Raw genomic sequence first — 396 nt, forward strand, 5'->3', positions numbered from 1 at the left:
GTCAGTGGCACACGGAAGTTCTCAGTCTGCTGCAGCGCTGCAGTCTGTTCGGCAACTGTTCGGCGGCATTGGCACGTCCTTGAGGCATGACAACTGCTACACGCGAACCACCGTCCAGCACGCCGCCGAGTTGGTCGCACTGCGGCCACGGCGCGACACCGGCCGATCCGGTCGGCTGCCGCGGCGTCCACGTCGGTGACCACACCGCCTGCCTGGCCCACCTGGAGGAAGCCGACCGAGCCGCCTACCTCGCGACGCTCTCACCCGGCACCGACATCGACCACCGCGGCACCCCCTTCACCGGACCTCTCCTCGATGCCCTCCTCTCCGTCCTCCACGACCCTGCCACTGGACATCCCCGCCTTGGTACCGCCTGGTTCGGGTCGGCGATCTTCG

The 396-nt window shown here is 68.2% G+C and carries 1 pseudogene; it reads left to right on the plus strand.

The features are described from left to right. Window positions 1-86 precede the first annotated feature (86 nt). A pseudogene (locus tag AOK01_RS45545) lies at window positions 87-396 on the plus strand (pentapeptide repeat-containing protein); the annotation flags it as partial.

It is taken from the genome of Streptomyces aurantiacus (genome assembly GCF_001418335.1).
In the GTDB taxonomy this organism is placed as follows: Bacteria; Actinomycetota; Actinomycetes; order Streptomycetales; family Streptomycetaceae; genus Streptomyces; species Streptomyces aurantiacus.